Genomic DNA, 22,972 nt, shown 5'->3' on the forward strand with positions numbered 1-22,972 from the left:
GGGCGAGCATCCAGTTGTGCGCAGGTGGCTCTGTACCACGAGGCCAGATCCGGGGAAGCTCGTGCCGTGACCGGACGTCTCACCGCCCTGTTCGCCGGGCTCTGGCTGTACGGCTTCTCGATGGCCGTGATGATCCGCGCCGCAGTCGGTTTGGACCCGTGGGACGTCTTCCACCAGGGCGTCACCCGGCAGCTGCCGATGAGCTTCGGCACGGTGACCGTGCTGACCGGCGCGGTGGTACTACTGGCCTGGATTCCGCTGCGCCAGTGGCCCGGTGTGGGCACGGTGAGCAATGTGGTGCTCGTCGGCATTTCGGTCGATACGGGACTCTGGCTGCTGCCGCACTGGGAGTCGATGCCGGTCCGGCTGGGGGCGATGGTCTTCGCGGTCGTGCTCAACGCATCGGCCAGTGTGCTGTACATCGGCGCGGGTCTGGGACCCGGCCCGCGCGACGGTCTGATGACGGGGCTGGCCCGCCGGACCGGATGGCCCATCCGCCGGGTCCGGACGGTCCTCGAGGTGACAGTCCTGACCAGCGGCTGGCTACTGGGCGGCAGCGTCGGTTTCGGCACCGTGCTCTACGCGGTCGCCATCGGACCGCTGATCCAGCTGATGATCCCGCTCGTCGCCGGCCGGCTACCCGGATTCGACGCCCCCGCGACCCGGCGAACGCAGGCCGCGGACGTGGTCCCCGGGCCCGTCGGCGGCGAGAACGGGCCGGCCCCCTCCGGCCCTTGACCCCGGGCGGCCCGCCACCGGTCCGCGCGCCGGATCCGCGTCTTCGGGCCGATCCGGACACCGAACGGGCGACACCGGTATACCGGTGTCGCCCGTTCGCCGGCTCGATCAGTCGCGGAAGGCGTCCTTCACCTTCTCGCCCGCGTCCTTCAGATTGGATTTGGTCTGGTCGGCCTTGCCTTCGTTCTCCGTCTTCTCGTCGCCGGTGGCCTTCCCGAGCTTTTCCTTGGCCTGACCAGCGAGTTCTTCGGCTTTGTTGTCGAACTTGTCCTTCGCACCCATCGCCTATCCCCTCTTGTCGGATGTCACCGGCCGGCGGTCCGACCGATCGTCGGGCGAATAACCACCGCGCGCCCCCTCAAACACCCCACTTCGTGCCGCTGCCGGACCACCGCGGCGCATCCGCGACCCGACCGGGATCTGCGTACACCGCGCGAATCGCCGGGTTCCCGGCCGCGGGCGGCGTCCTACTCGCCCGTAGCGCCGCACCTGCCTATTCTGCTCCGACGACAACGGAGTCGGGACCCGTAACTCCACCACCGAGCAGATCGGCAGGCCCGTGAACGCCACAACCATCGACCCCCTCCCGACCCCGGCCGCGTCCGGTAGACGGTCCGAGGCGATCCACCGCTTCCTCGTCAAACCCGCCGATGCGGGTATCGCGGGCGCGGTGGACGGCGGCAAGCTCCTCGAATGGATCGACAAGGTCGCCTATGCCGCGGCGGCCCAGTGGAGCGGCCGCTACTGCGTCACCGCCTATGTGGGCAATATCCACCTCGACCGGCCGATCGCGGTCGGAGAACTCGTCGAGTTGCACGCCAACCTCGTCCACACCGGCCGGACGAGCATGCACATTCTGGTCAGCGTCTACTCGACCGACCCCACTCGGCAGAAACCGGTCCAGACGGCGCAGTGCCTCACGATCTTCGTCGCCGTCGACGAGGCGCGGCGCACGGTCGCGGTGCCCCAGTGGGAACCGGCCACGATCCTCGAACTGCGGCGCCATCGGCAGGCCCGGGCCCGGATATCGGTCCGGAAGCGGATCGAGGAGGCCATGGCCGCGCAGCGCTACACCGCCGCCGGCACCGCGCCGAGCGCGACCCTGCGTTTCCTGGCGGCGCCGTCGGATATCAACTGGGGCGGTAAGGTGCACGGCGGCCGCACGATGGGGTGGATCGACGAAGCCGCGTATGTCTGCGGCGCCGATTGGGCCGGTCAGCATGTGATCACCTCCTATTTCGGCGGGATCCGCTTCTACCGGCCCATCGTCATCGGCCATATCGTGGAGGTCACCGCCCGACTGATCCATACCGGCCCGCGCAGTATGCACATCAGCGTGCACGTGACCGCGACCGATCCGCATTCCGACGAACCGGCCCTCGCCGCGCACGGCCTGGCCGTGGTCGTGGCGGTGGATGCCGCCGGCAAAGCGCGGCCCATCCAGCAGTGGACACCGGTTTCCGACGAGGACCGGTCCCTGGCGGCCCATGCCCGTCATCTCGTGGACCTGCGCGCCGAGGCCGAACCGTTCGCCACCGCCGCCGATCTACCGGCCGACGCCGAACCCAGCCATTTCCGCGCGCCGCTTCCGGGCTGAGTCAGGCCGGGGCCCGCCGTCGGGAACCGGGCCCGAGGATGTGCCCGGAACGCCGCAGCGCCCAGGGGCGGCGATCCGCCGGGTCCGGGGCCACCCGTCAAGCCGCCGGGCCGGCTCCCAAGGCTCGCCGCCACGCGGCGCCGCGCAGCAGGCGCAGGCCGTTGAGACCCACGATGATCGTGGAGCCCTCGTGTCCCGCCACGCCGAGCGGTAGTGGCAGGGTGCCCACCAGATCCCACACCACCAGCACCGCGATGAAGGATGCGGCGATCACCAGATTGGCGATCACGATACGGCGGGCCCGCCGGGCCAGTGCCAGCACCGCGGGGACGGCGATGAGATCGTCGCGGACCACCACGGCATCGGCGGTCCGCAGGGTCAGATCCGAACCCGCGCCGCCCATGGCGATACCGGCGTGCGCGGCCGCGAGAGCGGGCGCGTCGTTGACCCCGTCACCCACCACGGTCACCGCGGCGCCGGTGGCCCGCAACTGCCGGACCGCGGTGACCTTGTCCGCGGGCAGCAACTCGGCCCGGATATCGGTGATCCCGACCCGGGTGGCCAGCCGCTCGGCGGCCACCCGGTTGTCACCGGTCAGCAGCACCGGGTTCGCCCCGGTCAGCTGCCGCGACGCCGTGACCGCGGCGGCGGCCTCCGGGCGCATTTCGTCGGCCAGGGCGAGGACGCCGATCGGCCGGTGGTCGTAGGTCACCACGACCACGGTGCAACCACGCGACTGCAGGGCCGCGGCCGCGGCCGCGGCGGTATCCGCGCCGGGAGCAGCCACCACCAGCGCCGCCGGCGAGCCGACCTCGACGTGGTGATCGCCGACGCGCGCGCTGACGCCCCGGCCCGGTTCGGCGGCGAAATCGCCGACCGCGGGTACCTCGAGCCCGCGCGCACGAGCGGCCCGGACGATGGACGCGGCGAGCGGGTGTTCGCTGGGCCGTTCCACGGCTGCCGCGAGCCGCAGCACCGCGTCGGCGTCGAACGAATCGGTCGTGGACCGTATCTCGACCAGCTCCGGAACGCCGCGGGTCAATGTTCCGGTCTTGTCGAACGCGAGCAGGTCGGTGGTACCGAGTCGTTCCATCACGACGGCGGATTTGACGAGAACTCCGTGCCGCCCGGCGGTCGCGACGGCGGCCAGCAGCGGGGGCATGGTCGCCAGCACCACCGCGCACGGGGAGGCCACGATCATGAAGGTCATGGCGCGCAGCAGCGCCGGCTGCAGCGACTCACCGAACAGCAGCGGCACCACGAAGATGGCCAGGGTGGCGGCCACCATGGCCACCGAGTAGCGCTGCTCGATCTTCTCGATGAACAGCTGGGTGCGGGCCTTGGTGTGGCTCGCCTGCTCGACCAGGGTGGCGATCCGGGCGACGACCGAATCCTGTGCGCGGCGGTCGACCCGGATCCACAGGGCGCCGGTGCCGTTGAGGGTGCCGGCGAAGACCTCGTCGCCGACGGATCTGTCCACCGGAAGCGGCTCTCCGGTGATGGTGGCCTGATCGACTTCGCTGCTGCCGGCCACCACGGTGGCGTCGGCGGCGATCCGTTCACCGGGGCGGACCACGACCGTATCGCCGATCTCGAGTGCGGCGACCGGGACCGTCTCCTCCTCGTCGTTCGCGGTGACCCGGGTCGCGGTATCCGGCGCCAGGTCCAGCAGACCGCGCACCGAATCCTCGGTCCGCGCGCTCGCGAAGGCCTCCAATGCGCCCGAGGTGGCGAAGATGACGATCAGCAGCGCACCGTCCCCGACCTGGCCGATCGCCGCGGCACCCAGCGCGGCGGCCACCATCAGCAGATCCACGTCCAGCGTCCGCTTCCACAGCGCGCGCAGTCCGGCCGTGGCGGATCCCCACCCGCCCGCGGCGTAGCAGGCCAGGTACAGCGCCCACCACGACCAGGCCGGGCCGTCGGCCAGCTGCGTCGCGACTCCGGCCGCGAAGAGCACCACCGCTGTTGCCGCCCAACGGGTCTCGGGCAGTTCGAACATTTTCGTCCGGCGCACGGCCACGGCGGCGGGCACGCGCGTCGAATCGATGGGCGTACGCGTCGGAACGGCCACAGGTCACCTCCACGGCGGGAACGAACGATTCACCGACCATAACAGAACACATGAAGACGTCTTCATTCATGCTGGTTGATATGCTGTCTGCTTATGGGACACGGGGTCGAAGGCCGGGACCGCCCGATCGCGCGATTGAACGGGGACGCGGCGGCCCGCGTCGCGACCACTCTGCAGGCATTGGCCACGCCGAGCCGGTTGCTCATCCTCAGCGAACTACGCCAGGGCCCCCTACCGGTGACCGAGCTGGCGACGGCGGTCGGAATGGAGCAGTCGGCGGTATCGCACCAACTGCGACTACTGCGCAACCTCGGCCTGGTCACCGGCGCGCGCAGCGGGCGCAGCATCGTCTACAGCCTGTACGACAGTCATGTCGCCCAACTGCTCGACGAGGCGATCTACCACAGCGAACACCTCCGCCTGGGCCTCGCCGACCGCCCCGAAGCGGCAGGCTGAGCCCGGCCGGAACGGGGCGGCCCGGCACCGGCGGTGAGCGTGGGACCTCAATCGTGGTCCGGTATTCCGCGCACCCGGTGTGCGGCGGCGTTCAGCGTTTCGACCAGGAGACGGCGCACGTGACCACCTCGGGTGCGATAGAGCATGCGTCGGCCGTCCCGCCGCCGCACCACCAATCCGGCCAATTCGAGCTTGGCCAGATGCTGCGAGACCGCCGGCCGGGCCAGTGAAACCCGGGCGGCCAGCGAACCGACATCCAGTTCGTCGTCGCCACTCAGTAGCCACAGCAGCCGCAGCCGGGTGGGGTCGGACAGCATCCGCAGCGCCGTGGTTGCCGCGTCCACGAGATCCGGGGACGGGAGCTCGGACCAATGACTACTAGAATCGTGTGCGTACACGAGCACGTATTCTGCCTGCTCGGCACGGATCGAGGAGTCGAGGGTTGTCACTGTTCGCCCATCGCGCCTACCGGCGCCTGTTCGCGGCGCAGGTGTCGGCCCTGTGTGGTACCGGTCTGGCCACCGTGGCGCTGGGGCTACTCGCCTATCAGCTCGCCGGAAAGGACGCGGGCCTGGTCCTCGGCACCGCCCTGACGATCAAGATGGCCGTGTATGTCACCGTCGCGCCCGTCGCGGCGGCCTACGCCGATCGACTGCCGCGCCGAGGCCTGTTGGTGACGCTGGACCTGGTGCGCGTCGCGGCGGCGCTGAGTCTGCCCTTCGTGCACGAGGTGTGGCAGGTCTATCTGTCGATCGCGGTGCTGCAGACCGCGTCGGCCGTGTTCACCCCGGCCTTCCAGGCCACACTGCCCGATATCCTGCCCGACGAACACGACTACACCCGGGCATTGTCCGCATCACAACTCGCCGCGACGATGGAGAGCCTGCTCAGCCCGTTGCTGGCGGCGCTGTTGCTCACCGTGCTGGATTTCCACCGGCTGTTCGCCGGCACCGCCCTGGGCTTTCTCGTCTCCGCGATACTGGTCGCGGGTACGGCGATCCCGGATCCCGTCCGCCGCGCGGCGACCGGGATATGGCACCGGACCGCCGCCGGTATGCGGATCTTCGCCGCCACCCCCCGGCTGCGCGGACTGCTCGGGGTGAACCTCGTGGTGGCGGCGGTGGGATCGGTCGTGATGGTCAATACCGTCAACTACGTCCGCGATGTTCTGGGTGGTTCGCCCGCCGAGGTCGCGGTACTGCTGGCGGCCAACGGGTTCGGCACGATGCTCGCGGCCCTGGTACTGCCCCGGGTGCTGGACCGGGTCGGAGAACGCTCGATCGTGCTCGCCGGGGCGGGGACCCTCGTTCTCGGCATCGTAATGGCGATCACGATGGCGCTGTCCGGATCCGAAAGCCGGCCCGCCGCCCTCGCGGTGTGGGCACTCATCGGCGCCGGAACCGGACTGGCGATCACTCCCGCCGGGCGGGTACTCCGGCGCTCGGCGCATCCGTTGGACCGCCCACCCCTCTTCGCGGCCCAGTTCTCGCTCTCGCATCTGTGCTGGCTGATCACCTACCCGCTGGCAGGCTTGCTCGCCACCTCGACGGGGTTCGCCACCACCTGGATCGTGCTGGCCCTCGTCGCCGGAGCCGGTCTGGTCGCGGCGCTGCGGTGCTGGCCCCGGCACGATCCCGCCGCGCTCGGCCACGTCCACGACGGCCGGACCGATCCCGGGCATATCCACGACGCGGTACCGGTGGGCGCGAACAGCTACCGGCACATCCACACCTTCGTCATCGACGACGATCACCGGCGGTGGCCCACACCGGTCGGCTGATATGCCAATCGCCGGTTGGTGACCCGCAGCTGCCGAGCGGTCGTCACGGCCAGCGTGCGCACCTGTACCGGAGTCAGCGGGCCGCACAGCCGGTCCCAGTGCAGGGCGACCAGCTGCCCCGGCGAGGCGTCGGGCACGGCGGAGTACCCGTCCTCCCATACGGGTACCGTCAGCGCCGTGGGCGCGCCCAACCGCAACCGGCCCGCCTCGAAGCGCAACCGGCGACGCCGCACCGTCAGTTCCTCCCCGTGTCTGGCCGTCACGGTGGCCCAGCTGATCCGGCAGCAGTCCAATACCCGGATCGGTTGTCCCCCGCCGCGACCGAGCAGCCGGGTCCAGGGGTAGATACCGAACACGTGGAAGCAGTGATTGGCCGCCGCCTCACCGGCCAGCGACTCCGCGGCGAGGTACTGCCAATAGTGCCCCGCGGCCGGGCCGATCACGGCGAGCAGTTCGGTGACGAAGGCGTCCGGATCCAGCCCCGCGCCGACGCCGCCGCCGATCCAGTACGACTCGACTAGCCGGTGGTCCAGCGGATCGGCGATACCCGTCATCCGCGACATCACCCGCAGGTAGGGCCAGGCCCCGGTGAAATGACGCGCGGCGGCCCGCACCCGCTCCGGGGTGCCGCCGCGCAGGGCCGAGGTCTCGGTCGGGCCGCAGTAGCCGAGCAGGTTGGGCGCGTAGGCGTAGCGGGCGAACATCTCGGTTCCCCGGGCGGTGCGGGTATCGGCGGGCGAGTTCACGGGTCCACCGGTACTTCGCGCCGCCACCGCCGCTCGACGTCACCGAATCGCCAGACGGCCGCGGCGGCGGCCCAGGTCAGGACGAAGAGACCGACGATGATGAACCCCATCGCGCCGAGATCGAGCGCACCGATCCAGGCGAGTGGGCCGGTGGTGAGGTCGAGCTTCTCGGTCAGGATGGAAATGATCTCCTGCGCCCCGATCAACAGGGCCACCGCGACCGACAGACCGGTGACCACGAAGTTGTAGTAGATCTTGCGGACCGGGCCCGCGAATGCCCAGCCGTAGGCGAAGTTCATGAACGTGCCATCCATGGCGTCGAACAGCGACATACCCGCCGAGAACAACACGGGCAGTACGAGAATCGCGTACCAGGGCAGATCGGTGGCCGCCGCGCCACCGGCGATCACGAGCAGACCCACCTCGGTGACGGTGTCGAATCCGAGTCCGAACAGCAAGCCGACCGGATACATCTGCCAGGGCCGGCGGACCGCGCGCATCAGCGGACCGAATACGCGGTTCAGCGCGCCGCGGTCATCGAGCCGGCGTTCGAGTTCGGCTTCGTCGTACACCCCGCTCCGCATACCGCGGAACACCCGCCAGATTCCGATCAGCGATATCAGGTTCAGCAACCCGATCAGGATGAGGAAGGTACCCGAGACACCGGTGCCGAAGACGCCGGTCCACCGCTGCAACCGCGAATTGTCGTCCTGCAGATCGACCGCGAGCGCCTTCACCCCCGCCGCCAACAGGGCGACCAGCACGAACACGATGGTGGAATGCCCGAGGGAGAACCAGAAACCGACCGACAGCGGTTTCTGGTTCTCGGCCACCAGTTTGCGAGTCGTATTGTCGATCGCAGCGATATGGTCGGCGTCGAACGCGTGCCGCATCCCCAGTGTGTAGGCGGTGATCCCGAGCCCGGCACCGAAGACGGCGCCGTCCACGAGATAGCCGCCCGGAACCACCAGGAACAGCAGTGTCGCGAAGCCGATGAGGTGTAGCGCGACGATCGTGAGGGTCATCCCGGCCACGCTGCGGCGCTGCGCGGGATCCAGATCCGACCAGCCCGCTCGCAGGGCCGCCACCGATTTCCGCACCGTCGGTGTACCTCGTTCCTTCCGGGCGGCGGCCCCAGCGGACGCGCCGCATCAACAGATCCGCGGCAACTGCTCACCGGCGGGCAGATCGACCACCCGCGTACCGCCGAGCGCGGTGCGCGCCACCATCATGCCCGGATGCTCCTCGACACAGCGGCCGATCACCGCCGCGTGGGCCCCGAGCGGATGGGCGCGCATCGCCGCCAGCACCCGCTCCGCGTCGGCGGGCGGTACGAAGGCGACCAGTTTGCCCTCGTTGGCGACATACATCGGGTCCAGGCCGAGCAGCCCGCACGCGTCCCGGACCGCTGCCGGTACCGGCAGCGCGGTCTCGTCCAGCGCGATACCCGTGCCGGCGGCACGGGCGATCTCGTTCAGCGTGGCGGCCACCCCGCCGCGGGTCGGGTCGCGCAGTACGTGCAGGTCGGCACCCGTTTCCAGCATGGCTGCCACCAGGCCGCCCAGCGGCGCGGTATCGCTGAGCACCGCCGTCCCGAACTCCAGGCCCTCGCGGCAACTCATCACCGCGATACCATGCACCCCGATCTCACCGCTGACCACGACGATATCGCCGGGGGCCGCGCGCTCGGGCCGGATATCGACGCCGTCGGCGAGCACACCGATACCGGCGGTGTTGATGAAGATGCCGTCACCGTGCCCGGTGTCCACGACCTTGGTATCGCCGGTCACCAGCGAGACACCGGCCGCCGATGCCGCGGTGCCGAGCGCCTCGGCCACCTGGGCGATCTCGGACAGCGCGGTGCCCTCTTCGAGAATGAACGCGGTGGACAGGGCCAGGGGCCGCGCACCGGCCATGGCCAGATCGTTGACGGTGCCGTTCACCGCGAGCTCGCCGATCGAACCGCCCGGGAACACCAGCGGTTTCACGACGAAGGAATCGGTGGAGAAGGCCAGGCGGGTGCCGTCGACCGTGACGACCGCGGAATCTCCCAGACCGGTGTCGGCGGCGGCCCCGAAGGCCGGAAGGAACAGGTGCTCGATCAGCTCCCCCGACATGGCCCCGCCCCCGCCGTGGCCCATCACAATATTCGGTGCGTCGCGCAGCGGCATCGGGCAGACCCACGCGTCGGCATCGATCGTCACCGTCGGGGTCATCGGATCCTCACGCATGGGCCACCTCCGCGGGCTGGTCCAGTCGGCGGTACAGGTAGTAGGCGGCGCACGCGCCCTCGGAGGAGACCATGGTGGCGCCCAGCGGGTTGCGCGGTGTGCACTGGGTGCCGAACGCGGCGCATTCGTTGGGTTTGATCAGACCCTGCAGGACCTCGCCGGATCGACAGATCGCCGATTCGGCCGCATGCAGTTCGCCCACCGCGAACCGGTATTCGGCGTCGTAATCGCGGTAGCGCGCCGACAGCCGCCACCCGCTGTCCGGAATCACGCCGATCCCCCGCCAGGCCCGGTCGGTGACCTCGAAGACATCGTCGAGCATGGCCTTGGCCGCCGGATTCCCCGCCGCCGAGACCGCGCGCGGATAAGCGTTCTCCACTTCGTGCCGGCCCGCCTCGAGTTGCGCCACCGTGCGGCGGATGCCCTCGAGGATATCCAGCGGTTCGAACCCGGTGACCACCATGGGAGCCCGGTACCGCTGGGCCAGCGGCGGATACTCCTCGGTACCCATCACCGTGCACACGTGCCCGGCCAGCAGGAACGCCTGGACCCGGCACTGCGGCGATTCCATGATGGCGGCGATCGCCGGCGGCACCAGCACATGCGATACCAGCAGCGAGAAGTTCTCGATACCGAGGCGCCGGGCCTGGTAGACGGTCATCGCGTTGGCCGGGGCGGTGGTCTCGAAACCGATTCCGAAGAAGACCACCTGCCGGTCCGGGTTCGCTTTGGCCAGCTCCAGGGCGTCCAGCGGCGAGTAGACCACCCGGACGTCCCCGCCTTCGCTCTTGACGTGGAAGAGATCCTTCTCGCTGCCCGGGACCCGCAACATATCGCCGAAGGAGCAGAAGATCACCCCGGGCCGGGCGGCGATCTCGAGGGCCTTGTCGATGACCTCCAGCGGGGTGACGCATACCGGGCAGCCCGGGCCGTGGATCATCTCGATCCGGTCCGGCAGCAATTGGTCGATTCCGTGCCGGATGATCGAATGTGTCTGCCCACCACATACTTCCATGATCGCCCATCGGCGGTCGGTGGTGGCGCGGATCCGGTCGAGAAGTTTCTTCGCCAAGTGCGGATCACTGAATTCGTCGAGATACTTCACGGCTCCTCCTCGGGGTCGCGCTGCCGCGGCGCTTCCGGGTTTTCCACTCCCGCCTGCGCGGCCGCGACGGCGAAACCGTCGGCGAACTCCTCGTTCAGCACACCGAGGTGTTCGAATTCGGCCAGGGTCCGCAGCGCCGATTCCTCGTCCAGCCGGTTGATGGCGAACCCCACATGCACGACGACGTAGTCGCCGATCGCGACATCAGGGATGTATTGCAGGCATACGTCCTTGTGCACGCCGCCGAAATCGACGACCGACATGAGCGTGCCGTCGCGCTCCTCGAGGCTGAGTACCTTTCCGGGAACTGCCAGGCACATGATCGTCCTCCTTCTCCACTCAGCCCGCGGCCACCGCGAGCACCTGACCGAACGCGAGACCGCCGTCGTTGGGCGGCAGCCGGTGGTGGGTGAGCACGGTGAAACCGTGCGCCCGCAGCAGCCGCCGGGTGGCCGACAGCAGCAGCGCGTTCTGGAACACCCCGCCCGACAGGGCGACGGTCGTGGCCGGTCCCGTATGGGCCAGAGCAATCTCGAGCACCAGCCGCGCGAGCGCGGCGTGGAAACGGGCGCCGATCACCGCCGCCGGTACCTCGTGCGCGGTATCAGCGACCACCGCCGCGAGCACCGGGGCGGGATCGATCGGTATCGGGTCGCGGCCGGTATCGAACGCGAACCGGTAGTCGACGCCGTCCGTATCGCCGTGCCGGGACACACCTTCGAGTTCGATAGCGGCCTGCGCCTCGTAATCCACGGTGTGGCGGATCCCGGCCAGCGAGGCCACCGCGTCGAACAGCCGGCCCATACTGGAGGTCGGCACACAGCCCAGCCCGGTTTCGAACTGGTGGGCGAGCACCGGGCGTTCGGCCGCCGGGCAGGCGCGCACCGAGGCGATCGCGGGCCGCCATTCCATACCCGCTGCCCACAGATGCGCCAGCGCCATCCGGTACGGCCGGTGCACGCTCGTATCGCCACCTGCCAGCGGCACATATTTCAGATGCGCCAGCCGACGGCAGCCCTTGTACCCGGCGGCCAGGAACTCCCCGCCCCAGACCGCACCGTCGGGGCCGAACCCGGTGCCGTCGAACGCGACTCCCAGCACGGTGTCGGACGGCCCGAGGCCGTGCTCCCCCATCACGGCCGCGATATGCGCGTGATGGTGTTGCACGGTGCGCACCGGGCGGTCGCCGGCCGCGCGGCGCGCCCACTCCGTGGAGCGGTAGCCCGGGTGGGTATCGGCGGCAAGCTGGGTGGGGCGCACACCGGTCAGTTCACGGAGGTGCTGTTCGGTGGCGTCGAAGGCCCGCAGCGTCGCCAGATCGTCCATATCGCCGACGTGCTGGCTCAACCAGGCGTATCGGCCGTCGGCCACCGCGCAGACGTTCTTCAGATCGGCCCCCACCGCGAACGTCGGTGCCACCGGCACGGGCAATGCCAGTGGCAGCGGCGCGTATCCACGCGACCGGCGCACCGGTGTTTCGGCGCCGTCGACGACGCGCACCACCGAATCGTCGCAGGGCACCAAGATCCGGCGGTCGTGCCACAGCCATCCGTCGGCCAGCCCGGCGAGGCGTTCCCGGGCGTCCGCGTCGTCATGGCAGATCGGTTCGCTGCTGCGGTTGCCGGATGTCATCACCAGCACATCGGGACCGGGAGGGTCGCCGGGGAGCCCGAAGAGCAGGATGTGCAGCGGGGTATAGGCCAGCAGCACGCCGAGATCCGGGTTGCCCGGCGCGACGGATCCGGCGACCTGCCGGGCACCGCGCGGGAGCAGCACGATGGGGCGCTGTGGGCCGGTCAGCAGCGCCGCGGCGACGCCGTCGATCCCGGCTATCCCCCCGGCGACCGCGAGATCCGGCGCCATCACGGCGAAAGGCTTGCCGCCGCGGCGTTTCCGGCGGCGCAGCTCGGCCACCGCCGTCTCGTCGGTGGCGTCGCAGGCCAGGTGATAACCGCCGACGCCCTTCACGGCGAGGATGCCGCCCGCGCGCAGCAGCGCACGCGCGGCGGCGAGCGGTTCACCGCCGCCCGGCCCGGCGTAGTACAGGCGGGGACCGCACTCCGGGCAGGCGATGGGCTGGGCGTGGAACCGGCGATCGGCGGGATCGCGGTATTCCCGGGCGCAACGCTCGCACATCGGGAAATCGGCCATGGATGTCCGCGCCCGGTCGTAGGGCAGGGAGGCGATGATGGTGAATCGCGGACCGCAGTTGGTGCAGTTGACGAAGGGGTGCCGGAAGCGCCGGTCGGCGGGATCGCGCAGTTCCGCGGCGCAGTCCGCGCAGATCGCGATATCGGGTGAAGCGAGCGTACGCCCGCCGCCCGCGGTGGTGTCGGTGATCCGGAATCCGGTACCGCCACGCAGCGGCAGCTCCCGGCATTCGATCGAGTCCACCACGGCCAGCGGCGGCGGGGCGGTTCGCAGGCGCCGCTCGAACTCCGCGAGGTCCGCAAGGGTCCCCTCGGTTTCGATGAACACCCCGCTGCTGTCGTTGGATACCCGGCCGCTCAGTGAGAGCTCCGCCGCGGTGGTGTAGACGAACGGCCGGAACCCGACGCCCTGCACCACACCGCGCACCACGAACCGGCGCCGCGCCCGGTCGGCCGTCACGGCTGCTCACCCCGGCCGAGTAGGCGTAACCCCGCCATCGCCTCGGCCGCGCCGGCCGCGTCGGTCTTCTCGACCGCGAAGCCCATATGGATGACCACCCAGTCGCCGGGCCGCGCGGGATCGTCCTCGAGCAGGCCGATGTTCACCCGCCGCTGTTCACCGGAGACGTCCACCACAGCGATCTGGCGGTGGTAGCCGTCGGGTACCGTGACGACCCGGCCGGGAATACCGAGACACATGGTCACACCTCCTGATATGGGCGGAGCAGTTCGGCGACGACACGGTCCACGGCCGCCACGGCCGCGTCCACCGCGTTACCGACCGGGGTGGACAGTCCGAGCCGCTCGTCCACCGATTCGACCTGGCATCCGACGACCACGGTCGGGGGCACGGTGCCGCCCAGCGCCCGGACACCGGCGAACACCGCCGCCGGATCCATCGCGTGGGCGTCCAGCGCCGCGGTCTCGGCGCATCCGGGTTCGGCCCGCAGCACCTCGATCCGGCCCGGCGTGCCGCGATCCGGCAGGGCGTCGACCAGCACCAGCGCATCCCAGGGGTCGAGCAGGTCGTAGGCCAGGTGCATACCGCGGATGCCGTAGTCCATCACCCGCGCACCGGCTGCCGGGCGCTCCGGCATACGCCGCACCACCTCGGGTCCGAAACCGTCGTCGCCCAGGAAGACATTGCCGATCCCGGCGATCAGTACGGTATCCGTCGGCTCAGCCCTTTCCGTCGGTCGGCGTCGTCGCCCCGCCGACATCCTGGTCGTCGACCGTCCCGGTCGCCGTCTCCTCCGGTTCGTTCGCCGTCGGTTTGCGCTCCTGGTAGGGCGGAACGGCCGGTTCGCTACCGGCGGGCGGCTCCGAGGTGAACTCGGACTCCCGCTCGGCGTCCTCGCCGTGCGCGGAGGCCACCTCCTCGTGACCGATATCGCCCGGTTCGCGTTCGGCGGGTCCACCGGCCACGGTGTCCGCACCGGTATCGCGCGAGCCCGGCTCACCGCGTTCCTGCTGTGGTTCTTCTCTCGGGTCCTGCATCGTGACTCCTTCCGATCCGCCGCTACATATGCCGGATCTTCAGATATCTCCGGAGGTCCGGTACCGAGCGCACACCGAGGTAGACAGCCGCTGCCGCCAGCACCGCCACCACCGCTGTCGAGACAACTCCCACCGTCTGCATCACGTACTTCCTTTCACTTCTCGGGCTCGTCGAGCGGCTCCAGTTCGTCGGGCGCGAAATAGAGGTACCGGCCGAACCATTCGTGCAGTTCGGCCGCGGGGTCGTCGTCCAGTACGACCCCGACGTGTGACTCCCCGTCCACGTCCTGGTGCACGGAGACGACCCGGGCAGGCGCACCGTCGACGAACAGATCCTGGGCGTCGGCCCGCCGGGACGGGTGCAGCCGGACCCGGCTACCCCGGCGCACCAGCACACCCGCCACCGGCACCGCGTCGCTCTCGGGACGGACGGCGCGGTCGGCGACCGGGTCCCACCAATCGATCCCCTCCGGGACCTCGGGTACCGGGTGGGGCCGATCGGGGCCGGGTTCGCGCAACACACCGTGCAGCTGCCGCATCGCTTCCGGCGAGACGGCCTCGCAGCGGTCGATGATCTCGGCTGCGCGCGGGTCGGTCGCCCGGGCCTGTGCCTTCTCCTCGTCGGTCATCGTCATCACCCGCAGGGTGAGGATCTCGTCGATCTCGGTGGAATCGAACAGCTCTCCCGGGCTCTGCGCGGCGATCTCGGGGTGGTCGTAGAGGATGATCGGCGAGATCAGCAGCAGGCTGTGATCACCGGGCGGGCCGGCGAGCACCGGGAAGCACCGGCGCGACGCGCAGTGTCCGACCGCCGGTGCGGCCGCCGCCGGCGGATCCAGGGACGAAACGAACTGTCCGCCGCCGACCTGCCCGAGGACGTGCGCGCCGATCAGCGAACGGGCGAGGGCGTCCTGGGTGCCGGTCGCGGGGGGCCCCACATTGCTGACCTCCACTGCGAGCCGTAGGAACCCGCCGGTGTGCTCGACGGCGAGCGCGAATTCACCGGCGAGCGGTTGCCGGGTGCGCACCAAGGTCCCGGCCGCCCGGCCCGCGGCGTCGGCGATTTCCTCGGTATCGACGCCCGCGGGGACGGTCAGCGGACGGACGAGGGATTCCGCGGCCACCGGGCCGACGACGATCTCCTGGGTGACGGCCTCGTCCCAGGAGAGCCACGAGCGCGCGCCGACGGACAGTTCGGCGCGCGGCCGGCCGTCACCGTCGACCACCTGCCGCCGCTGCAGCTGGAGGAATCGGACAGTCCACGTCAGTACCGGGTCCACAGCCGGGTCCAGCAGGAACCCGGCCGACAGCGCCGGCTCCTCACCGAACCCCGCCGCGGCCGCTCCCGGCGGTCCCAGCACCCCGAACTGCCAGCGCGCCATGTTCTTGCGCGTGGTCGCCCGGTAGGGATAGAGCAGATAGCCCTCGTAGAGCACCGCGTCGGCGACGGCGCGGGCGCGGGCCAGCGGGTCGGCGGTCACGGCAGCTCCTCCGCGCGCGCCAGCAGCCGGGTCACCGCATCGTCGAGCCCGAGCAGGCCGTGGCCGGATTTGTAGGCTGCCAGCGCGTCGAGGGTGTCCCGGTGCAGGCGGACCCAACCGGTATTGGGGTAGTGCGCGGCCATGAGCTCATGCCACACCGACAGCGGCATATCGAAGGTGTCCTCACGGTCCCACGGAATCTGCTGGATCGCGAAGCCGCCGCTGCCCTGGAGGAACACCGTGCCGCTGAACAGGAAGAGCAGCGGCACCGAGCCGTCGCGCAGGGCGTGCAGGTATTTCGATCCGGTCACTTCGAAGTCGTAGGTACACGGCATCGGCATATCCACTTCGGCGCCGCCGGAGAAGCCGGGAACCATGGTGGTGCAGTGCATCCAGAGGAAGGATCGCTGCGTGTCCCGCCAGCGATCGCGCGCGCCGAACAGGTCGGTCAGCCCGGCGCCCTCTTCGTCGGAGTACCGGCGGCGCGCCGGCTGGATCCGCACCTGCGCGCGTAGGGCGATCGCGTGGACCGGTTCGTCCGCGAGCGAGGCGATACCGACCCGGGCGGATAGGATCGGCGCGACGGAATAGGGCTGGGGCGCGATCTCCAGCACCGCGAACGTGGTCGAGTGCACGGGGCTCATCGCGCGTCCCGGGCCCGGGCCGAAGTGGCTGCGAAGAACTCCTCCAGATAGTCACGCACCTCCTGGCCACCGTCGAAACCGCGCCAGAGCAGGCGCATCCGGCCGACGAATTCGTAGCACGCGTCGATCGGCAGGAGCAGACAGCTCGCCCGACCGCTGTCGTTGTCGGGAACCCGGATGAGCAGGGCCTCGACATCGGCGGCGAGCACATCCAGTTCCGGATGCCGCCGCCGGATCGTCTGCCATCGGTCCAGCGGCAGCTCCGATTCGGTCGCGCCCGCGGGGCCGGGATAGAAGGCCACGGTCCGGTCCTCCGCGGAGTTGTGGAAGAAGAAGGCCAGACCCACCGGTATATCCAGCGCGTCCCATTCCGCCGGGCCGATCGTGAATCCGGGGAAGGCGAGATAGCGGTCGGGCACCGCCCGATACCGCAGGACCGCCTGCTGGTCCACGAACAGCAGATAGCAGCCACGGCAGACGCACATCAGCTGCCGGCCTTCGATATCCACGACATGCCGGTGTTCGGCGGCGATCGGCTCGGCACACATCTCACACCGCTCCCCCGCCCGCGCCGCGGGCGGGGATTCGGCAGTGATCCGCCGGAGTACTCGCGACGGTGTATTCACCCCGGCACCCCCACCGGTACGGCCACCGACAGTTCACCGGACCGTACGAGCACCGGAAGCGGTTCGAGGTGACCGTCGCCGTCGAGCCGCGCACCGGCCCGTACGACATCGAAATGCGCGCGACAGGTCGGACAGCGCAGGACCGCGTCACCGACCGGGTAGCCGGCCCGCCGGTGCAGCGCGGCTCCCGCGAGCGAATGCCCACAGGCCGAGCAGTGGTCCCGGTAGGCGAACAGTTGCTCACCCACCCGGCAGGCCAGCACCGTATGGCCGGCGACCGCGAAGCCGCCCACTTCGCCGGGAACGAGTTGGGCGAGTTCGGGGACCACCACCCAGCTGCCCGCCGTCCGGTCGTCGGCGCGCACCCGGGAGAACAGCGAGTCGGTGGCGATCAGCCCCGCCGGTTCCGGGTGGGCGGCCACGACTTCGATGGCCTCGATCTCCGGGGCGGCGGTGCGTACCGCGTCCTCCACCGCCAGTTCCAAGGTCACCGACGAGGACGGGCAGCTGCGGCAGCTTCCGGTCAATTCCAGGCGAACCACCCCGTCGACGACGCCGACCAGAGTGACATCGCCGCCGTGCGAGCCGAGATACGGCCGCACACTGTCGAGTGCGGTCCGCACCCGGGCCTCCACACCGTGCGGGTGCAGCCCGTGCACGAGCAGCAGGCTCGCGACCAGATCATCGCGGGCCAGGAGTTCGACCGTCCCCGGGTCCAGCAGCTCGACCACGCGGGCCAGTCCCGCGCCGTACAACCCGGCGACCTCACGCACCAGCTCCTCGGCCCGCTCACGAGCGACGGCGCCACCCGCCGAACTGGCCTCCAGCAGTGTCTCGATCCGGTCACCCGCCGTGCGCCAGCGCTGCCCGTCGGGTGCTGTGTCGTCCGGTTCGTGCGGGGATGCGTTCACCTCACTCTCCCGTCGCCGGTGCCGGATTCACTCCGGTGTGGCCGTTTGCGTCGGCGAATGCAGTTTCTGCAGGCTCTGCCCCTTACCGAGGTACATGTGCACACCACATGGCAGGCAGGGATCGAAACTGCGGACGGTGCGCATGATGTCGATACCCTTGAAATGCTCGCGGTCGTTCTCCTCGAAGATCGGCTGGCCCTGTACCGCGTCCTCGTACGGACCCGGCGTGCCGTAGCTGTCGCGCGGACTGGCGTTCCACGGGGTGGGCGGATACGGGTGGTAGTTCGCGATCTTCCCGTCCCGGATCACCATGTGGTGCGAGAGCACACCGCGCACCGCCTCGGTGAAACCGCAACCAATACCTTCCTCGGGCACCTCGAACTTCTCCCAGGTCTTGGTGTGCCCGGCCCGTATCTCCGCGAGCGCCTTCTCCGCGAAATGCAGCGCGCAGGCCGCGGAATACGCCTGGAAGTAGGTCCGGGCGCGGTCGCGTTCGATGGTGTTGCTGCCGTGCACGGGAATCTTCCATTCCAGCGTGACCGGGCCCGCGAGCGCGGTCTTGGGCAGGTTGATCTGCACGCTGTGGCCGGTGGACTGCACATACCCGATATCGACCAGCCCGGCCAGCGCCGTCGACCACAGCCGCGCCAGCGGCCCGCCGCCGGTGTCCAGGGCCAGGTGGTCGCTGCCGTCGAACCAGCGCGGCGACATGACCCAGCTGTACTTGTCCTCCAGGTCGCGTTTTTGCGGCCGGGGATTGGTGTGCTGGTTCCAGGGGTGCCGCCGGTCCACCGGGTTGCCCAGCGGATCGGTGGCCACGAACGTCTCCTGGTCGGTCCAGTCCTCGTAGTAGGAACTGCCCAGCAGGATCCGCAGGCCCAGATTGATATCGAGCAGGGAGGTCGTGACCAGCTTGCCGTCGACGACCACACCGGGGGTGACGAACATCTTGCGACCCCAGTCCTCCATGTCCGCATAGGAGAAGTTGCAGAACTCGGGATCCTGGAACGAACCCCAGCAGCCCAGCAGCGTGCGCCGCAGGCCCACCTGGTCGTAGCCGGGTATCGCGTCGTAGAAGAAGTCGAACAGATCGTCGTGCATCGGCACGACCTTTTTCATGAACTCGACGTAGCGCATCAGCCTGGTCATGTAGTCGGTCATCAGCTGGACCGTCGCCACGGTTCCCGGGCCGCCCGGGTACAGCGTCGACGGATGCACGTGCCGGCCCTCCATCAGGCAGAACATCTCGCGGGTGTACCGGCTCACCTGCAGGGCTTCCCGGTAGAACTCACCGGTGAACGGGTTCAGCGCGCGCATGATGTCGGCGATCGTGCGGTAGCCGTGTGCCTGCGCGTGCGGGGCATCGGTCCGCTCGGCCACCGCGAGCACGCCGGGATTGGTCTCGGCGACCATCTTCTCGCAGAAGTCCACCCCGACCAGGTTCTCCTGGAAGATGTTGTGGTCGAACATGTACTCGGCCGCCTCGCCGAGGTTGACGATCCACTCGCCCAGGTGGGGCGGTTGCACGCCGTAGGCCATGTTCTGGCAGTAGCAGGAACAGGTCGCGTGGTTGTCGCCGCAGATGCCGCAGATTCGGCTGGTGATGAAATGGGCGTCGCGGGGGTCCTTACCGCGCATGAACACCGAGTAGCCGCGGAAGATCGATGAGGTGCTGTGGCACTCCACGACCTCGCTGTTGTCGAAATCGATCTTGGTGTAGATACCGAGACTGCCGACTATGCGGGTGATCGGATCCCACGCCATCTCGACGAGGCTGTCCGGTTCGATCGTGCGATGCGACGGCTCGGGGATGATCTGTGTCATCGCCAGGACCCTCCTACCAGGTTCGGGTCGCGCCGGTCTCGAGCTTTTCGCCCCTGTGCCGCCAGCGTGGCTCTTTGTCGACGGTACGACCGGTGATGTTGCGGAGGCTGCGGACTACCGATCCATAGAGGCCCGAGGCGGCGGAGGAGAACTTCCCGCCGGGCGGTTCGTCCATGAACGGCATGAATTTGTCGGGGAAGCCCGGCATGGTGCATCCGATGCAGATACCGCCCACGTTCGGGCAGCCGCCCACACCGTTGATCCACCCGCGTTTCGGCACATTGCACTTGACCACCGGACCCCAGCACCCCAGTTTCACGATGCATTTCGGGGAGCCGTATTCGGTGGCGAAATCGCCCTCCTCGTAGTAGCCCGCGCGGTCGCAACCCTCATGCACGGTCGCGCCGAACAGCCACGTGGGGCGTAGCGCCTCGTCGAGCGGGATCATCGGGGCCTGACCGGTGGCCGTGTAGAGGAGGTAGGTGAGCGTCTCCGACAGATTGTCCGGGTGGATGGGGCAGCCGGGGACACAGACGATCGGGATTCCGGCCTTGCTCTTCCAGTCCCAGCCGAGATAATCGGGCACGCCCATGGCACCGGTCGGGTTACCGGCCATGGCGTGGATACCGCCGTAGGTCGCGCAGGTGCCGGCCGCCACGATGGCTGTGGCCTTCGGGGCGAGACGGTCCAGCCATTCACTGGTCGTCAGGGGCTGGCCGGTGGCGGGATCGTTGCCGAACCCGCACCAGTACCCCTCCTCGTGCAATTGTTCGTTCGGTATCGACCCCTCCACGACCAGCACGAACGGTTCGATCTCGCCACGGTCTGCCCGGAAGAACCATTCGAGGAAATCGTCGGCACCACCATTGGGACCGCACTCGAAGTCGATGAGCGGCCAGTGCACCGCGACTTTCGGCAGACCGGGGAGGGCGCCGAGGGCGATTTCCTCGACACTGGGCTGGGTGGCGGCGGTCAACGCCACCGAGTCGCCGTCACAACTGAGACCGGCATTGATCCAGAGCACATGGATCAAGGTCTCTTCGGCTCGGACCGCTTCCTGAGTTGGCATACGCTGCCACCTTCCGGAGTCGAAGCGGGGACTGGCCGTTCCGGCTCATAGACCACGGATTGTGACTCTGATCACAACAGTCTAGACGGGGTGACCTGCACCCTCAAGGCTCGTCGCGGCCGCCCGGCGCTGCTCCGCCAGCCACTCGTACCAGCGGTCGAGCCCTGCGCCGGTGGTCGCCGAGACCGGGAGGAATTCCAGGCCGGGATTGACCGCACGCGCGTAGTCGGTGCAGGCGGCGAGATCGAAGTCGACATACGGCAACAGGTCGATCTTGTTCACGAGCACCAGACCGGCCGCCGCGAACATATGCGGATACTTGAGCGGTTTGTCCGTTCCCTCGGTCACCGAGATCAGCACGACCTTCCGCGACTCACCGAGGTCGAACAGAGCCGGGCACACGAGGTTGCCGACGTTCTCGATGAACAGCAGCGTGCCGGGCCCCGGATCCAGCGCGTGCAGTGCCCGGCGTGTCATCTCGGCATCCAGATGACAGCCGGCCCCCGTGTTGATCTGCACCGCTCGGGCTCCGGTCGCGGCGATCCGCTCGGCATCGCGTACCGTCTCCTGATCCCCCTCGATCACCGCGATCGGGGTATCGGGCAGCGCACGGATCGTCCGCTCCAGCAGCATGGTCTTTCCCGCGCCCGGGGAACTGGTCATATTGAGGGCCACGATGCCGCGTCCGCGCAGCCACTCGCGGTTGTGCTCGGCGAGATGGTCGTTGCGCGCGAGCACTTTTTCCTCGAGCGATACCGTCTCGGTTGCCGGCGGGTGGGTATGCGGAGGCCCACCGTCGTGTGCGTGCTCATGGCCGTCGCCGGCGTGCTCGTGGCCGGGACCGCGCGCATGCGGCGGCCCGTCCCGGCCGTGTTCGCGTCCCGGATCGGCCGGCGCGTCGCGTCCGATCGTGATCACGCCTACCGTGTCGTTTCCACATCCGCAGGTTGCGCACATTCCCGACTCACTTCCATCGAGCGGATTCGCAGTTCCCGGCCCGCTCCCAGCATCACGTCCGCGCTTCCGCACGGGCACAGCAGGAGCAGTTCGGTGACGATGAAGTCCGCACCGCAGTCACGGCAGTGCGCCGCACCCGGTACGCACCGGATATCCAAGCTCGCGCCATCCGCGACGGTGCCTTCGGCAGCGATATCGAAAGCGAATCGGAGCGCATCGGGGACCACGGCGGTCAGCACACCCACATCGACGGTCACGCGATACACCGCACGCCCCGCCGCGTGGTCGCACACGGCGTCGACAACACTCTGCGCAATCGCGAGTTCGTGCATCATCATCTCGACTCGTCGAGGGGATAACTGGATGCTAAGCCGGATCGATGTAGACATCAACGATCCGGCTCCGACGTTCTCGGTGAGGATGGTCGTGGGGTCCATCCACGCTCGCAGAAGGAGTCGGTGATGAAATACGTGGTCCTTATCCATTCCAATCCCGCAGCCCTGGGGTCACCCCACCGGCGACTACCTGGCCGACTTCCAAAACCTCCCGCAGGAGGAGCGCGAACGCATCTCAGCCGACTTCGAACGGCTGCCCACCGAGATGCGGGAAGAGGGCGAACCCGTCGGCGGTGAAGCCTTATCTCGGCGCTGGTACCCCGGCGCCGTGGCGAACCGGAAGCCACCATCGGCATCTCCGTCTTCGAGGTCGACGACGAGCCGGCACTCGCGATCGCGCTCCGCGAAGCGGCCCGGCACCTCGGCACCCTGCTGCACTGAACCCGGCGCCGGGCCGGAATTTCGCCGACCCGCGTTCGGGGTTCACGAACGGTCCACGCCGGGGGCCGGGATTCGCTCACCCATGCACTCCGGCCCCCTCGGCACCGGCCGGTGGCCGGATCGGGACACCGCCGCCCAGGTCACCGGCCGAAGGGCCGCAGATACCGCGTCACCTGGGCGAAGTCGCCATCTAGATCGCGCGCGGCCACCGCCTGCCCAATCCAACGATCGGCGACTGTAGCGCCGTGTCGGTGGCATGCGACATGCCTTTCGGGTAAGTGTTCTCCGGATCACTCGGTCGTACGCGACC

General features: G+C 69.3%; 25 protein-coding genes. 4 read left to right on the forward strand and 21 right to left on the reverse strand.

What is annotated here, in order from left to right:
- The first annotated feature begins 120 nt into the window (after positions 1-120).
- Positions 121-738, forward strand: coding sequence for a membrane protein YczE (gene yczE, locus NGR01S_RS03105; protein ID WP_218020722.1), 618 nt, complete (start codon positions 121-123; stop codon positions 736-738).
- 108 nt (positions 739-846) lie between these two features.
- Here the strand turns inward: yczE and NGR01S_RS03110 are convergent, their stop codons facing one another.
- Positions 847-1,020, reverse strand: coding sequence for a CsbD family protein (locus NGR01S_RS03110; RefSeq protein WP_063034635.1), 174 nt, complete (start codon positions 1,018-1,020; stop codon positions 847-849).
- 277 nt (positions 1,021-1,297) lie between these two features.
- On the opposite strand from NGR01S_RS03110, the gene NGR01S_RS03115 reads away from it, so the two are divergent.
- Positions 1,298-2,335 carry an acyl-CoA thioesterase gene (locus tag NGR01S_RS03115; RefSeq protein ID WP_245664412.1) on the forward strand — a complete coding sequence of 346 codons (1,038 nt, stop codon included), beginning with the start codon at positions 1,298-1,300 and terminating at the stop codon, positions 2,333-2,335.
- A 97-nt stretch (positions 2,336-2,432) separates the two neighbouring features.
- Here the strand turns inward: NGR01S_RS03115 and NGR01S_RS03120 are convergent, their stop codons facing one another.
- Positions 2,433-4,409 carry a heavy metal translocating P-type ATPase gene (locus NGR01S_RS03120; RefSeq protein ID WP_063034636.1) on the reverse strand — a complete coding sequence of 659 codons (1,977 nt, stop codon included), beginning with the start codon at positions 4,407-4,409 and terminating at the stop codon, positions 2,433-2,435.
- Between the two features lie 93 nt (positions 4,410-4,502).
- On the opposite strand from NGR01S_RS03120, the gene NGR01S_RS03125 reads away from it, so the two are divergent.
- A complete protein-coding gene (locus tag NGR01S_RS03125) occupies positions 4,503-4,865 on the forward strand; it encodes an ArsR/SmtB family transcription factor (protein ID WP_063034637.1) in 363 nt (120 codons plus the stop codon).
- Positions 4,866-4,912: 47 nt separating this feature from the next.
- On the opposite strand, the gene NGR01S_RS03130 is transcribed toward NGR01S_RS03125, so the two are convergent.
- A complete protein-coding gene (locus tag NGR01S_RS03130) occupies positions 4,913-5,314 on the reverse strand; it encodes an ArsR/SmtB family transcription factor (RefSeq protein WP_245664413.1) in 402 nt (133 codons plus the stop codon).
- Here NGR01S_RS03130 and NGR01S_RS03135 point away from each other — a divergent pair.
- Positions 5,308-6,645, forward strand: a complete 1,338-nt coding sequence (locus tag NGR01S_RS03135) for an MFS transporter (RefSeq protein ID WP_063034638.1) — start codon at positions 5,308-5,310, stop codon at positions 6,643-6,645. The genes NGR01S_RS03130 and NGR01S_RS03135 overlap by 7 nt on opposite strands.
- On the opposite strand, the gene NGR01S_RS03140 is transcribed toward NGR01S_RS03135, so the two are convergent.
- The 18 genes from NGR01S_RS03140 to NGR01S_RS03220 form a co-directional block, all read right to left on the reverse strand.
- On the reverse strand, positions 6,615-7,391 hold the full coding sequence (locus NGR01S_RS03140; RefSeq protein WP_281179694.1) for a DUF6390 family protein: 777 nt from the start codon (positions 7,389-7,391) through the stop codon (positions 6,615-6,617). The two genes, NGR01S_RS03135 and NGR01S_RS03140, sit on opposite strands and share 31 nt — an antisense overlap.
- Positions 7,388-8,449 carry a Nickel transporter NicT gene (nicT, locus tag NGR01S_RS03145; protein ID WP_218020724.1) on the reverse strand — a complete coding sequence of 354 codons (1,062 nt, stop codon included), beginning with the start codon at positions 8,447-8,449 and terminating at the stop codon, positions 7,388-7,390. The genes NGR01S_RS03140 and nicT overlap by 4 nt, the downstream gene beginning before the upstream one ends.
- A gap of 93 nt (positions 8,450-8,542) precedes the next feature.
- Positions 8,543-9,622: a hydrogenase expression/formation protein HypE gene (hypE, locus tag NGR01S_RS03150; RefSeq protein ID WP_063034639.1), complete on the reverse strand. Its 1,080-nt coding sequence runs from the start codon at positions 9,620-9,622 to the stop codon at positions 8,543-8,545.
- The gene (gene hypD, locus NGR01S_RS03155) at positions 9,615-10,727 is read right to left on the reverse strand and encodes a hydrogenase formation protein HypD (protein WP_063034640.1); all 1,113 of its coding nucleotides are present in this window, start codon (positions 10,725-10,727) and stop codon (positions 9,615-9,617) included. The genes hypE and hypD overlap by 8 nt, the downstream gene beginning before the upstream one ends.
- Positions 10,724-11,047, reverse strand: a complete 324-nt coding sequence (locus NGR01S_RS03160) for a HypC/HybG/HupF family hydrogenase formation chaperone (RefSeq protein WP_063034641.1) — start codon at positions 11,045-11,047, stop codon at positions 10,724-10,726. The genes hypD and NGR01S_RS03160 overlap by 4 nt, the downstream gene beginning before the upstream one ends.
- Positions 11,048-11,066: 19 nt before the next feature.
- Entirely contained in the window at positions 11,067-13,337 is a 2,271-nt protein-coding gene (gene hypF / locus NGR01S_RS03165) for a carbamoyltransferase HypF (RefSeq protein WP_063034642.1), read from the reverse strand.
- Complete coding sequence (locus NGR01S_RS03170; protein WP_063034643.1) at positions 13,334-13,576, reverse strand: HypC/HybG/HupF family hydrogenase formation chaperone; 243 nt, start codon at positions 13,574-13,576, stop codon at positions 13,334-13,336. The genes hypF and NGR01S_RS03170 overlap by 4 nt, the downstream gene beginning before the upstream one ends.
- 2 nt (positions 13,577-13,578) lie before the next feature.
- Entirely contained in the window at positions 13,579-14,097 is a 519-nt protein-coding gene (locus tag NGR01S_RS03175) for a hydrogenase maturation protease (RefSeq protein ID WP_063034644.1), read from the reverse strand.
- Complete coding sequence (locus tag NGR01S_RS03180; protein WP_063034645.1) at positions 14,057-14,374, reverse strand: hypothetical protein; 318 nt, start codon at positions 14,372-14,374, stop codon at positions 14,057-14,059. The genes NGR01S_RS03175 and NGR01S_RS03180 overlap by 41 nt, the downstream gene beginning before the upstream one ends.
- Positions 14,375-14,396: 22 nt before the next feature.
- Positions 14,397-14,516, reverse strand: a complete 120-nt coding sequence (locus NGR01S_RS33095; RefSeq protein ID WP_373861379.1) for a DUF6893 family small protein — start codon at positions 14,514-14,516, stop codon at positions 14,397-14,399.
- Positions 14,517-14,529: 13 nt separating this feature from the next.
- Positions 14,530-15,855, reverse strand: a complete 1,326-nt coding sequence (locus tag NGR01S_RS03185) for a hypothetical protein (RefSeq protein WP_063034646.1) — start codon at positions 15,853-15,855, stop codon at positions 14,530-14,532.
- Positions 15,852-16,499 carry a DUF6084 family protein gene (locus NGR01S_RS03190; protein WP_063034647.1) on the reverse strand — a complete coding sequence of 216 codons (648 nt, stop codon included), beginning with the start codon at positions 16,497-16,499 and terminating at the stop codon, positions 15,852-15,854. The genes NGR01S_RS03185 and NGR01S_RS03190 overlap by 4 nt, the downstream gene beginning before the upstream one ends.
- Positions 16,496-17,047 (reverse strand): DUF5947 family protein, encoded by a 552-nt coding sequence (locus NGR01S_RS03195; protein ID WP_373861380.1) that lies wholly within the window; start codon positions 17,045-17,047, stop codon positions 16,496-16,498. The genes NGR01S_RS03190 and NGR01S_RS03195 overlap by 4 nt, the downstream gene beginning before the upstream one ends.
- Before the next feature lie 74 nt (positions 17,048-17,121).
- On the reverse strand, positions 17,122-18,036 hold the full coding sequence (locus NGR01S_RS03200; protein ID WP_063034649.1) for a NifU family protein: 915 nt from the start codon (positions 18,034-18,036) through the stop codon (positions 17,122-17,124).
- Positions 18,037-18,063: 27 nt separating this feature from the next.
- The gene (locus tag NGR01S_RS03205) at positions 18,064-19,860 is read right to left on the reverse strand and encodes a nickel-dependent hydrogenase large subunit (protein ID WP_063034650.1); all 1,797 of its coding nucleotides are present in this window, start codon (positions 19,858-19,860) and stop codon (positions 18,064-18,066) included.
- A gap of 13 nt (positions 19,861-19,873) precedes the next feature.
- Positions 19,874-20,929 carry an NADH-quinone oxidoreductase subunit B family protein gene (locus NGR01S_RS03210; RefSeq protein WP_063034651.1) on the reverse strand — a complete coding sequence of 352 codons (1,056 nt, stop codon included), beginning with the start codon at positions 20,927-20,929 and terminating at the stop codon, positions 19,874-19,876.
- Between the two features lie 81 nt (positions 20,930-21,010).
- Complete coding sequence (gene hypB / locus NGR01S_RS03215; RefSeq protein ID WP_063034652.1) at positions 21,011-21,886, reverse strand: hydrogenase nickel incorporation protein HypB; 876 nt, start codon at positions 21,884-21,886, stop codon at positions 21,011-21,013.
- The gene (locus NGR01S_RS03220) at positions 21,850-22,218 is read right to left on the reverse strand and encodes a hydrogenase maturation nickel metallochaperone HypA/HybF (protein WP_063034944.1); all 369 of its coding nucleotides are present in this window, start codon (positions 22,216-22,218) and stop codon (positions 21,850-21,852) included. Before NGR01S_RS03220 ends, hypB begins: the two co-directional genes overlap by 37 nt.
- Positions 22,219-22,972 lie beyond the last annotated feature (754 nt).

The sequence above is a fragment of the Nocardia grenadensis NBRC 108939 genome, assembly GCF_001613445.1.
GTDB classification, from domain to species: domain Bacteria; phylum Actinomycetota; class Actinomycetes; order Mycobacteriales; family Mycobacteriaceae; genus Nocardia; species Nocardia grenadensis.

Coding starts and splice junctions, on each gene's coding strand:
- yczE (WP_218020722.1), top strand. CDS start 121: ATGGCCGTGATGATCCGCGCCGCAGTCGGTTTGGACCCGTGGGACGTC.
- NGR01S_RS03110 (WP_063034635.1), bottom strand. CDS start 1,020: ATGGGTGCGAAGGACAAGTTCGACAACAAAGCCGAAGAACTCGCTGGT.
- NGR01S_RS03125 (WP_063034637.1), top strand. CDS start 4,503: ATGGGACACGGGGTCGAAGGCCGGGACCGCCCGATCGCGCGATTGAAC.
- hypE (WP_063034639.1), bottom strand. CDS start 9,622: ATGCGTGAGGATCCGATGACCCCGACGGTGACGATCGATGCCGACGCG.
- NGR01S_RS03160 (WP_063034641.1), bottom strand. CDS start 11,047: ATGTGCCTGGCAGTTCCCGGAAAGGTACTCAGCCTCGAGGAGCGCGAC.
- NGR01S_RS03170 (WP_063034643.1), bottom strand. CDS start 13,576: ATGTGTCTCGGTATTCCCGGCCGGGTCGTCACGGTACCCGACGGCTAC.
- NGR01S_RS03175 (WP_063034644.1), bottom strand. CDS start 14,097: ATGTCGGCGGGGCGACGACGCCGACCGACGGAAAGGGCTGAGCCGACG.
- NGR01S_RS03180 (WP_063034645.1), bottom strand. CDS start 14,374: ATGCAGGACCCGAGAGAAGAACCACAGCAGGAACGCGGTGAGCCGGGC.
- NGR01S_RS33095 (WP_373861379.1), bottom strand. CDS start 14,516: ATGCAGACGGTGGGAGTTGTCTCGACAGCGGTGGTGGCGGTGCTGGCG.
- NGR01S_RS03190 (WP_063034647.1), bottom strand. CDS start 16,499: ATGAGCCCCGTGCACTCGACCACGTTCGCGGTGCTGGAGATCGCGCCC.
- NGR01S_RS03195 (WP_373861380.1), bottom strand. CDS start 17,047: ATGTGTGCCGAGCCGATCGCCGCCGAACACCGGCATGTCGTGGATATC.
- NGR01S_RS03205 (WP_063034650.1), bottom strand. CDS start 19,860: ATGACACAGATCATCCCCGAGCCGTCGCATCGCACGATCGAACCGGAC.
- NGR01S_RS03210 (WP_063034651.1), bottom strand. CDS start 20,929: ATGCCAACTCAGGAAGCGGTCCGAGCCGAAGAGACCTTGATCCATGTG.
- hypB (WP_063034652.1), bottom strand. CDS start 21,886: ATGTGCGCAACCTGCGGATGTGGAAACGACACGGTAGGCGTGATCACG.
- NGR01S_RS03220 (WP_063034944.1), bottom strand. CDS start 22,218: ATGCACGAACTCGCGATTGCGCAGAGTGTTGTCGACGCCGTGTGCGAC.